This is a genomic window from Bacillus sp. FSL R5-0286 (assembly GCF_038593245.1).
GTDB lineage: Bacteria > Bacillota > Bacilli > Bacillales > Bacillaceae > Bacillus > Bacillus altitudinis.
Map to the genome: position 1 here is coordinate 3,159,181 of NZ_CP151977.1, position 11,392 is coordinate 3,170,572.

General features: G+C 41.6%; 11 protein-coding genes, 1 tRNA gene and 1 pseudogene. 4 read left to right on the plus strand and 9 right to left on the minus strand.

Features of this window, described 5'->3' with window-relative positions; translation table 11 throughout:
• Window positions 1-165 precede the first annotated feature (165 nt).
• The 3 genes from NST24_RS16395 to NST24_RS16405 form a co-directional block, all read right to left on the minus strand.
• Window positions 166-1,332: a macrolide family glycosyltransferase gene (locus NST24_RS16395; RefSeq protein WP_249670042.1), complete on the minus strand. Its 1,167-nt coding sequence runs from the start codon at window positions 1,330-1,332 to the stop codon at window positions 166-168.
• Between the two features lie 427 nt (window positions 1,333-1,759).
• On the minus strand, window positions 1,760-2,311 hold the full coding sequence (locus tag NST24_RS16400) for a hypothetical protein (RefSeq protein ID WP_342462003.1): 552 nt from the start codon (window positions 2,309-2,311) through the stop codon (window positions 1,760-1,762).
• Window positions 2,312-2,810: 499 nt separating this feature from the next.
• Window positions 2,811-2,886 (minus strand) — tRNA-Arg (locus NST24_RS16405).
• Window positions 2,887-3,139: 253 nt separating this feature from the next.
• On the opposite strand from NST24_RS16405, the gene clpP reads away from it, so the two are divergent.
• Window positions 3,140-3,736, plus strand: coding sequence for an ATP-dependent Clp endopeptidase proteolytic subunit ClpP (gene clpP / locus NST24_RS16410; protein WP_024719872.1), 597 nt, complete (start codon window positions 3,140-3,142; stop codon window positions 3,734-3,736).
• A gap of 55 nt (window positions 3,737-3,791) precedes the next feature.
• Here clpP and NST24_RS16415 read toward each other — a convergent pair whose 3' ends face one another.
• Complete coding sequence (locus tag NST24_RS16415; protein ID WP_024719873.1) at window positions 3,792-4,370, minus strand: TIGR00730 family Rossman fold protein; 579 nt, start codon at window positions 4,368-4,370, stop codon at window positions 3,792-3,794.
• 136 nt (window positions 4,371-4,506) lie between these two features.
• Here NST24_RS16415 and NST24_RS16420 point away from each other — a divergent pair, with 136 nt between their 5' ends.
• Window positions 4,507-4,848 (plus strand): MazG-like family protein, encoded by a 342-nt coding sequence (locus tag NST24_RS16420; RefSeq protein WP_017368102.1) that lies wholly within the window; start codon window positions 4,507-4,509, stop codon window positions 4,846-4,848.
• 29 nt (window positions 4,849-4,877) lie between these two features.
• Here NST24_RS16420 and NST24_RS16425 read toward each other — a convergent pair whose 3' ends face one another.
• Window positions 4,878-6,500, minus strand: a complete 1,623-nt coding sequence (locus NST24_RS16425) for a SulP family inorganic anion transporter (protein WP_025208022.1) — start codon at window positions 6,498-6,500, stop codon at window positions 4,878-4,880.
• A 37-nt stretch (window positions 6,501-6,537) separates the two neighbouring features.
• Entirely contained in the window at window positions 6,538-7,119 is a 582-nt protein-coding gene (locus tag NST24_RS16430) for a carbonic anhydrase (RefSeq protein WP_025208023.1), read from the minus strand.
• Between the two features lie 553 nt (window positions 7,120-7,672).
• On the opposite strand from NST24_RS16430, the gene NST24_RS16435 reads away from it, so the two are divergent.
• Window positions 7,673-8,650, plus strand: a complete 978-nt coding sequence (locus tag NST24_RS16435; RefSeq protein ID WP_061420932.1) for a D-glycerate dehydrogenase — start codon at window positions 7,673-7,675, stop codon at window positions 8,648-8,650.
• 342 nt (window positions 8,651-8,992) lie between these two features.
• Window positions 8,993-9,319 (plus strand): annotated as a pseudogene (locus NST24_RS16440) (ribonuclease); the annotation flags it as partial.
• A 51-nt stretch (window positions 9,320-9,370) separates the two neighbouring features.
• Here NST24_RS16440 and NST24_RS16445 read toward each other — a convergent pair.
• From NST24_RS16445 to whiA, 3 genes are read right to left on the minus strand one after another with little or no spacing between them, the layout of a single operon-like run.
• The gene (locus tag NST24_RS16445; RefSeq protein ID WP_047945649.1) at window positions 9,371-10,114 is read right to left on the minus strand and encodes an arylamine N-acetyltransferase; all 744 of its coding nucleotides are present in this window, start codon (window positions 10,112-10,114) and stop codon (window positions 9,371-9,373) included.
• 39 nt (window positions 10,115-10,153) lie between these two features.
• Entirely contained in the window at window positions 10,154-10,411 is a 258-nt protein-coding gene (locus tag NST24_RS16450) for an HPr family phosphocarrier protein (RefSeq protein ID WP_008348124.1), read from the minus strand.
• 26 nt (window positions 10,412-10,437) lie between these two features.
• Window positions 10,438-11,388: a DNA-binding protein WhiA gene (gene whiA, locus NST24_RS16455; RefSeq protein ID WP_008348125.1), complete on the minus strand. Its 951-nt coding sequence runs from the start codon at window positions 11,386-11,388 to the stop codon at window positions 10,438-10,440.
• Window positions 11,389-11,392 lie beyond the last annotated feature (4 nt).

The window sequence follows — 11,392 nt, forward strand, 5'->3', positions numbered from 1 at the left end:
TCACTGCCTTCGTTCTTTCATTTTGCTTACAGGTCATAGGATTAGTACTTCATTGCATTGGGTCACCCTTCCGTCGTTTGTTACGTATACGATAAAAGATTGGTTATTTTTTGTCAAGTGGGTTTCCTATTAAGACAGACTGGCCAACTTGGGTAAACACCTTACCTATTGCATCTGTTTCGCTTGCATAAACTGATCAATGACACGTAATGCTTTTTCTGTTCCACCTGCTGTTTGGAAACTTTCTTCAATCTTTTCAATCCCAGCACGGTATGTGTCACTTCCGAGTACACTCTCTACAGTATCTCTCAACTGCCTTGCTGTCAGCTCGTCTTTATCGAGTGCACGAGCAGCAGAGAGATCCGTCAGTCTTTTTGCCACCATCGGCTGATCTTTGTCAACCGGGATGACAACCATTGGAACATGATAATGAATACCTTCATTGACACTGTTCATCCCGCCGTGGGTCACAAACACATCTGTCAGTTCAAGGACTTCAAGCTGCGGCACATAAGGCTCGATGAGAAAATGAGATGGCGCTTCTTTTAGGAGAGACATGTCGATTTTTTCACCAGTTGCGAGAATCACTTTTCCATCAAAGTCGGCAAAGGCATCAATACACATATTAAAGAATGCTTCAGTATCTCCAAGAACCGTTCCCATTGAAATAAAGACAACCTTCTCCCGCTCAAGCGCTTCTAATGGGAAATCGTGCTGGTCAGCACGTTTTAGAAAACTCGGTCCAATGAAAACAAACGAATCATCCAATGCATCAACAGACGGCTGAAAATATTCACTTGTATACACCATATTCAGTTCGCCGCGGTTTTTCATGAATTGCATCAAATGCTTTGGCTGAACGCCAAAACGTTCATGTATTTCTTCTAACAAATGAGCCGCCTTCTCATCTTTTCTGTATAGCGGTGTATCAAAATGCGCCTCCTGCAGCACAAAAGAAGGATTCGAACCGATGCCTGGAATCTGTAAGTAATCCCGCACAAGCTCACCTGCTCCAAACATATCAAAATAAACCAAATCAAATGAATGCTGTTGAGAAAGAGTTTCCACCACTTCTAAAATGTCTAATGACGTTTGTAGCATGGCATGAAAAAATGGCTGCATGGACTCCAAATCGTCTTCCTCCACACTTAATGTCCGAATATAATCTGGATGTATATGTATGTGAGCGCCTAAGCGTTTGATCCGTTTTTGATAATGTTCAGTTGTGACCACATGCACTTCATCACCTCGATCAACAAATGCTCTTATCATCCCTAACATTGGATTCACATGTCCTTCAGCTGGGAACGTAATCATTAAAACCTTCGCCACAAGAATCCCCTCCTTATTGTCAATTCTCTTCCATGTTAATCTTATACAGTGATCAGGCTCAACAAATACGCCTGAAAAGGGCAGAAATGAGTCTTATGGCTAGTATTTTAAGAGGATAGCAGAAAAAAAGACAAAGCCTCCTAACAAGCACTTTGTCTTTTTCACATTTTGGTTTGAGCAGACTGTTTTTAGACAGAGACCAGATCTGCATAGATAAATTCCTTGATTGAGCAGTACATGACATGTCCTTGCTTCACCGCTTGATTTTTATTCCATACACTGCTGTTCGTAATATCAAGTTTTGGCTCTCTTCCATCCTTTGTTGGTACAAGTAAGTATTAGTGCACTTGCTTTAGCTTTATTCCCAATATATAGCGGTATTTCACACTGTTATTTTAATTATTCCTTTGTAACTGTGTTTCGATATTTATTCAAAGCATGCTGAATATACATTTCCTATATTGAAAAATTCAAGCAGCGCTCTTTTTGCTTCAGGACTAGCATTTTTCGCTGCTTTATTTACAGCTGCTTTTACAGCATTCCCCTTACTTTTTCCCGCCTGTCTGGCGGCCTTATACGCTGGAATTAATGTTTTAACAAATTTTGTAGCACCTCCTGCAGCTTTTATTGCGGACTTGACTTTTGCAATTTTTGCTATTGGTATAACATTGGTTATAATGGCAGTTCCAACCGCGGAAATACAACCAACTACACCCATAGTAACAACCTCACCTTGTCGTTGAAGAGGGATATTAGAGTTCTCTTCCAACCATTTAAATACGGCTTCATCCCCTTTGGCTATAACGCTGTCAGGTAAAGCTTCAATCGCCAATAAAACCTCTAGCAACTCTTGATACTCTTCATCCACTTCTGATTTAGGACTAATTGCTGTTGCATTCGCAGTAAAAATCGTTGACAATAGCATGAAAAGAGCTGTTATGAAGCATATTACACTCTTCTTATGAAAAATAGTTTTCATCCAATATACCCCTTCCTTGTTTATTTTTTGAATACGAGGTAAAAATATCATATTATAATAATTGTTTCAATTTTATAGATTCATATTGGAGGGATATTTTGTGAAAGTCTTGGAGAAATACAGTTATTTAATCATCATTCTTTGTCTGGCGGCAATGATATTCACAAACTTCACTGTGAATGACAACACAATAAAAAATACTGTATCTGTGATTGGATTTATCATTGTTCTTCTTACAATTATACCTGCGGCTATTTACAGGAAAGGCCAAAAAGGCAGGTAACCCCTTTATAGCAATCAACCCCATTCTTATGTTAAGAGTGGGGTTGATTTTATTATACTCGGATAGATGTTGCTGGCTTGCAGCCAAACCATTTTATCACTTGCTTATCCTAACTTTATTAGAAGAAAACGATCAATTCGATTAAACATAAAAAACCCCTCTTCATATGAAGAGGGATTCATGAAAGACCTTTATCATCGTAAGCAAGGTCAAGTACGCGCTCGGAGGGATTCGAACCCCCGGCAGACGTGGTACCGGAAACCACCGCTCTATCCAACTGAGCTACGAGCGCACGATATGTTTTTTGAACGTCAGCATATCAAATTATAAGGGAAATGCTGCAAGAAAGCAATGATTAATCGCTATCCCTGTCGATGCATTTTCTTCATTCCCATACATATACTCATATGATGGTTTGAAGTGGAAGAGTTTTGGGGAAAATGGATAGGGGTATTTGATTTTAGGTCAGCATTTTGTTTGACCTTTATTGACCAAAAATGTATCATTGAATTACATACTTACCTAAAAGGTGAAGGAGGAACATTATGAATTTAATACCTACAGTCATTGAGCAAACAAATCGTGGGGAAAGAGCTTACGACATTTATTCTCGTCTTTTAAAAGACCGTATTATCATGCTTGGTTCTGCGATCGATGACAATGTTGCCAACTCCATCGTATCACAGCTTCTCTTCTTAGAAGCCGAGGATCCAGAAAAAGATATCTCTATCTACATTAACAGCCCTGGCGGTTCGATCACAGCTGGTATGGCCATTTATGATACGATGCAATTTATTAAACCAAAGGTATCAACTATTTGTATTGGTATGGCTGCATCTATGGGTGCGTTCCTGCTTGCTGCTGGTGAAAAAGGTAAGCGTTATGCCCTTCCAAATAGTGAAGTGATGATTCACCAACCACTAGGTGGTGCGCAAGGTCAAGCAACAGAAATTGAAATTGCGGCAAAACGAATCCTTTCTTTACGCGATAAACTGAACCAAGTACTTGCTGAACGTACTGGTCAGCCAATTGAAGTCATTGAGCGCGATACAGATCGTGACAACTTCAAAACAGCGGAAGAAGCACTTCAATACGGACTCATTGACAAAGTCTTGACCCGTAATTCAGAAGAACAAAAATAATCACAAAACAAACCGTCTGCTCTTTGAACAGGCGGTTTTTTGTTATGCATCTGTTTTAAGACAGCTCCGTCCATTTCTGCTGAAGAGACGGTGTTTGATAAGAAGCCATCTGTGAAATCAATTCTTCCGGTTCTCCAGAGGCATGCAGCAATTGAAGGTGTGATTCATTCGAAAAACCTTCCTGTACACTGAACGTCACCATGTCGAGGAGCGGTTTGAAATACTGATTCACTTGATACAATCCGATTGGCTTTTGATGGATGCCAATTTGCGCCCAGCATAGCACCTCAAATAATTCTTCATATGTACCAAAACCACCTGGCATGGCAATAAACCCATCGGCCAGCTCGCTCATTTTCGCTTTTCGTTCATGCATTCCTTTGACTTCAATGAGTTCAGTGAGCTCTTGATGCACAACCTCTCCTCTAAAAAGCCCTTTTGGCATGACTCCGATCACTTGCCCGCCGTTTTTTAATACCTCATCCGCTATAGCGCCCATTAAGCCAATTCGTGAGCCACCGTATACAAGACGGATTCCTTGCTCTGCCATATAAGCCCCTAGCTCGACAGCTTTTTGTTTGTAGATGTCATTCACACCTGGATTCGAACCAGCAAACACACAAATCGTTTTCATCAAAACAGCTCCATCTCTCTCTATGATTTCTTCACCCACTCATTCTACTATAATTCATTGTAAAGAAACAGCCGCTCCATCTATATATAGTGTAAAATCAGAAGGTGAACACCATATAAGGAGCTGTATAAAGAGAATGCAAACAACTGAAATGGAAAAATGGATCAAAGATTTCTACAAAATGAGAAATTGGACAGAATACGGGCCGTTTATCAGGTTAGGTTTCCTGATGGAAGAAACAGGAGAACTCGCTCGTGCAGTCAGGGCGGTCGAAATTGGACGCGATCGACCTGATGAGAAAACACAGGAGGACGCCGCGTTAAGAAAGGACCTTATTGAAGAAATGGGAGATGTCTTAGGAAATCTACTTGTTCTAGCTGATCTCTATGATGTAACAGTAGAAGAGGTCTTCTCTTCCCATCAACAGAAACTCACACAACGGTTTTCTAGTGAAAAAGAGCAGGTAAAAAGCACGTGACCGACATGTCACGTGCTTTTTTTAGCCTTTTATAGCTGCTGTGGTGAAATATCATCCGTTCGTTCAAAGAAATGCTGCTTTCCAATGTGATGGAAAAGACCGGTACGATGCAAAAGCTCTTTTGGCTGTGATTGAAGCCCTACAATCATCAATTTTCCATTGTGATGCTTTAATCGATTGGAAATGTTCATCAGAACCGCTTCTGCTGAGGTGTCCATATAATTCACTTTGTTCATAAGCAAAATGAGTGTTTTCGGCTTTGTCTGAACATGATCCAAAATCGAATTTTCCAATGAATCGGTTGTACCGAAAAAGAGTGGCCCTTCAATCGAATACATACTAATCCCTTTCTGATCAGTCTCCCTTTCTAAGGCAGCCGCCGTTTCGATTTGAGGAACAGCAACATTTGTGTGGATATTCGTTGTCTGGCTCATTTTTTTGATAAAGGCGATAAACGCTAAAATGAGACCTGCAGTCACGCCAATAATCAAATCACCGATGACCGTCAGCAGGAAGGTCACGACAAGCACAAGGGAATCCGCATTTTTGACTTTGACAATATTGATAAACTCTTTTTTCTCACTCATATTCCACGCCACAAACATCAAAATCGGTGCCATGGCAGCAAGCGGAATCATCGATGCATATGGTGCAAATAACATTAAGATGAGCAAGACGACGACACCATGCACGACTCCTGAAATGGGGCTTGCTCCGCCATTTTTAATGTTTGTTGCCGTACGAGCAATCGCTCCAGTCGCTGGAATCCCTCCGAAAAGCGGTGCCGCCATATTGGCAATTCCTTGCCCGACGAGTTCTTTATTGCTGTCATGTTTAGAACCTTTCATATTATCAGCTACCATCGCGGACAAGATGGACTCCACGCCGCCCAAAAGAGCAATGACAATAGCCGGCGGTAGCAAATAAATCATTTTTTCAATCGTCAATTCAGGAAAAGCGAAAGTTGGCAGCTGACGAGGGATTTCGCCATATGCAGAGCCGATGGTTTCAACTTGTCCTTGAAAAAAGAGAACAGCTATAAATGTTGAAACGAGTAGACCTAATAGAGCACCAGGTATTTTGGGAATGTATTTTTGCGCCGCCAAAATCACGATGAGCCCAACAATCGCTGTGAGAATGGCGAGACTGTTTGCGGTACCGAGATGGACCACGATCTCTCTCATATTGAGGAAAAAGCTTTCATGCTTTTCAACACCCTTTAATCCGAGGAAGTTGGCAATCTGTCCTGAAAAAATAATGACAGCAATGCCAGCAGTAAAGCCGATGATAACCGGACGAGGAATAAATTTCATGAGCTTTCCTAGTTTGAATATTCCGAATAATACAAGCATGCAGCCTGCCATAAAACCAGCAATGAGTAAGTTTTCGATACCGTACTGGCTGACGATTCCGAATAAAATTGGAACAAATGCCCCGGTCGGTCCGCCGATCTGATACTTTGAACCACCAAACAATGAAATCAAAATGCCGGCAACGATGACTGTGTATAATCCATATTCTGGTCCGACACCAGATGCAATGGCAAAAGCCATGCCTAAAGGAATTGCCACAACGCCCACGACAAGCCCAGCGATTAAATCGCGTCTAAACTTTGATGAATCATAACCTTCAAATCTTCCATAAAAACGCATGGTATGTGTTGGCCTCCTTCAAGTATGTGTAGATGATTTAGGTATATTGCGGGTCGATCTGTTTATCTTTTATAACGACATCCAGCTTTCCTGTTGCCGGATGAATCACTAGTCCATGAACAGCTACATCACTTGGCATGAGCGGGTGCTCTTTGACTAATTTCACACTTTGGGATACGCTCTCTTCCACTGAATCAAAGCCTGTCAGCCAGCCCTTTAAATCGACACCTGCGCTTTTCACAATGCTCAAACACTTTTCCTCAATTCCCCTTGCTTTTGCCTTTTCAAGTAAAGGGTCTGCCGCAAGGCCTGCCATTCCGCATTCATGATGTCCGACAATGCATACTTCCTCTGCTTTCAGCTCATAAATGGCTAGTAAAATACTCCGCATGACACTGCCAAATGGATGTGTGACGATGGCTCCTGCATTTTTAATGATTTTCGCATCACCGTTACGAAGCCCCATGGATTGGGGTAATAATTCCAACAAGCGTGTATCCATACAAGTTAATATAACCAATTTCTTCTCAGGAAATTTTCCCGCCTTGAAAGGCTCATACTGTCTCTCTTTCACAAAATCTGCATTGTGCTGAAGAATCTGTTCTAATGTTGATCCCATCCTGTCATCTCCTATCTTTTTTAAGTGATTGTAACGCCTTACCTGGCCTCCTTTTCCCTTGTGTGTTCTCAAGCATAGAGAAGAAAAATGATAGAAAAAAAAGAAAAAAATGAGAAAACGATGAGAGAATATGTAAGCATTTTCTCTATTTTGCTCTTTGTTCCGCTTCAGCACAGGGGATATGCGGCTTTTGCTTTCAAACAATGGCTTTCATTTCACCAAAAGACGATGAAATGGTTTAGTAGAAAATGACCATCCCGTTTAATACACTGCAAATATAATAAATTTTCTATCAAAAAGTCTCGATCTATTTTCCAGTTTGTCAGATTATCTCTCGAAACATCTAACATTTTTCTATGACTCATCTACTAATCCCTCGTTTTTCTACATCATAAAAAGACATCAGCATTTACTCTTTCACTATAAAAATCTCTCCTTTTCCGTTATTTCAGTATATTAAATATTGAGCAGCTCATATTCAAACGTGTACTGCCAAAATGGTTGCTTTATAATAAAAAGAGAAAGATGACCATATGAAAGGAGCGAGTTGATGATGAAACCACATATTTTTGTCGCCAAACCCTTACCTACCGCTTTTGAAGACATGTTAAAAGAACATTGTACATATGAGGTATGGCAGTCAAAGGACCCGATCCCAAGAGATCTATTATTTGAGAAGCTGCAGAAGGCTGATGGCCTTTTAACATCTGGTACGAAAATTGATCAAGATTTATTAGATCATGCACCCCAACTCAAGGTGGTGAGCAATAATTCAGTCGGCTATGACAATTTTGATCTAGAAGCCATGAGACAAAGAGGCGTGATTGGTACGCACACGCCTTATACACTCGATCATACCGTTGCTGATCTTGCCTTTTCGCTCATTCTCTCTTCTGCGAGGAGAATTGCCGAGCTTGATCGTTTTATCCGCAAGGGAAAATGGACAAAATTTGTTCAAGAGGAAGATATATTCGGCATTGATGTCCATCATCAAACGCTTGGGATCATTGGGATGGGACGAATCGGTGAGCAAGTAGCCAAACGAGCCGCTCATGGTTTTGATATGAACGTCCTCTATCACAACCGGAGCCGGAACGAGAAAGCCGAATCGGCATATGGCGCTGTATATTGTGCACTGGATGACTTGCTGAAGCAAGCTGATATCATTGTGTTAATCACACCACTGACGGATGAGACGTACCATATGATAGGAGAGCGGGAATTGAAATTAATGAAGCCGACAGCCTTATTCGTGAACATCTCCCGCGGAAAAACCGTCGATGAGAAAAGCCTCATTCAAGCACTGCAGGAAGGGTGGATTAAAGGAGCTGGTCTGGATGTGTATGAGCAAGAACCGCTTCAGGAAGATCATCCTTTCAAAGAGATGGACAATGTCACGCTTGCCCCGCATATCGGTTCCGCTACTGAAACGACAAGAGATCTTATGCTGAAACGAGCCATTCATAATGTACTTCATGGAATTGATGGCAAAGCCCCTGTTGATATTGTGAAGGAGCTTGCCTCATCTTAATTGAAAAAAGGCGCAGGGAACTGCGTCTTTTTGTTTACGTCATCTAGAGAAAGTAGGTCAAAAAGCCTCATTTTTTCCAATCTCCTGATTCTTTACATTCTCTTCATATGCCGGTGCTATAATATGAGGTAGACAAGCATCAAGAGGACGGCATCCCATTTCCTTTTGAGGAGGATCAAGATGAAAAAAATAAGTTCGATTTTTACTCTGTTCGCTCTGATTGCTGCCATTCTGTTTTCTGGATTTATCCCGCAGCAAGTCCATGCAGAAACACCACTTACACCAACAGCCACAAATGAGACTGCTTCCGTACAGCTTGCACCAGACCTTCGTACCCTTGCCGTCATTAATACCTTTGATGGTGTAGCAGATTACTTAATCCGCTATAAACGACTACCTGATAATTACATCACCAAATCACAAGCGAGCGCCCTCGGATGGGTGGCATCAAAAGGAAATTTAGCTGAAGTCGCGCCAGGCAAAAGCATCGGTGGAGACGTATTCTCTAATCGGGAGGGACGCCTTCCATCCGCTAGTGGCCGTACATGGCGTGAAGCCGACATCAACTACGTCTCCGGTTTCCGTAATGCTGACCGCCTAGTATACTCAAGTGACTGGCTCATTTATAAAACAACCGATCACTATGCGACATTTACGAGGATTCGTTAATCAATGAAAAAGACAGCCCTAAGTCAAAAGGGCTGTCTTTTTTGATATTGTTTACGGAAGCAGTTTTTGTACGTACTCCTCAAACGGTTGTGAGAGTGGTTTCTTCGATACTTCTTCCTGTTCATGTATCGTGACATGATCCTCTGTCACGATCACACGACCTGTTGGTGTCAGTTTGGATGCAAGCAGCCTTTTGTTAAAAGGAGAGGCTTCATTTTCATAAATCTCATGCCGCAATTGCACAAGTGTATCTTCACCGACTTCTTTTAATGTGAAAGCATAACCTGTTTCAGCACCTGCTCCCCTATCCAATTGGAGTAGATGGGTTCCTTTTTCTGTTTCCTCTGCGTTCACGCGAAAACGAAGGGACGGTGCTTCCACCCATTCACCTGTAAAAGGGACGGGCTGAAGGGGTAAATTCACACCAAATCCTGCATCAATGAGGTAGCGCTCATGGTGATGTTGAAGGACGATGGCTACATGCGTCCCATCCAGTGCCCACTTCTCTGCTTCTTTGTTATATACGGTCCCTTGAACGAGCTTTACGGCGAGACCTGCCTCTTTTAAGACATAATATAAGAGCGGATTGAGGTCATAGCAAAGCCCACCTCTGCTGCCTTCCAGAAGATGATGCTTCAAACCTTCTTGATCCAAAGCATAGGCGTGTTTACCCACCACAGATCTATTTTCAAAAGGAAAGGTATAAGCCATCTTCCTTAGTAAATCTGGCAATTGATCAAACGTAATGGACGCGGCTTCATATCCAATTTTCTGTAAAAAGGCTGATTGAATCACAGCTTTCCCTCCTAAAAAAACTGAGCCCTTGAAAGAGACTCAGTTTTCTTGATTGATAAAATCCGTTAACGCATCGATGGCTTCTTGTTCATCTGCTCCATCAGCTATTAGTTTGACGGTGACCCCAGAGCTAATCGCAAGACTCATCAGTCCCATAATACTCTTCGCATTGACCTTTTTCCCATCTTTCTCTAGAAAAATATCAGCACCAAAACGATTGGCTTCTTGAACGAACAAAGCAGCCGGACGTGCCTGCAAACCCGTTTTCAGCTGAATTGTGACCGTTTTTTCCACCATATGATCTGCCTCCCTTTTTTATTTCCCTATTTGAGTGTAACAGCTTGTCCGTTTCTTAATTGTTCTGCAATTTGATCTAGCTTTCTTAAACGGTGATTAATGCCTGATTTGCTGATCTTGCCGCTTTCCACCATTTCGCCAAGTTCCTTTAGTGTGACTTCTTGGTAGTCAATACGCAGTTGCGCAATTTCACGCAGCTTATCTGGCAGGGCGTCTAGTCCAATCTTTTCGTCAATGAATTGAATATTTTCAACCTGGCGCAGTGAGGCACCGATCGTTTTATTCAAGTTTGCTGTTTCACAATTGACGAGCCGGTTCACAGAATTCCTCATATCTCGGACGATGCGCACGTCTTCAAAACGAAGCAATGAGTTATGAGCACCCACAACACTTAAGAATTCCGTAATTTTCTCCGCTTCCTTCATGTATGTGATAAAGCCTTTTTTGCGTTCAAGTGTTTTACTGTTAAGATGGAATTGATTCATGAGCTCACAAAGGGCATCATTATGTTCTTTGTATAGTGAAAAAATCTCAAGGTGATACGAAGAGGTTTCTGGATTATTCACAGAACCTCCTGCTAAAAAAGCACCTCTCATATAGGAACGCTTGCAGCATCTTTTCTTCACAAGTTCTTCTGAAATGTTGCGTTCAAATACAAATTGTTCACCTAATATCTTTAGGTCCTCTAAAATGGTTTTCGCTCGTTCTACCAGTCTGACAATATACACATTATTCTTTTTTAATCTCATTTTTTTACGAACGAGCAGCTCGACAGTCACATCGTATTTCTTTTTCAAAAGGGTATAAATACGTCTTGCAATGGCTGCGTTCTCTGTCTGTATATCTAAAATCAATTTTCGATTAGAAAAAGATAATGAACCGTTCATACGGATGAGGGCAGAAAGCTCTGCTTTTGTGCAGCAGTCCTTCACTTCCAGATTAGTCAGCTCTTTTTTTGTTTCGGATGCAAATGACATCCTT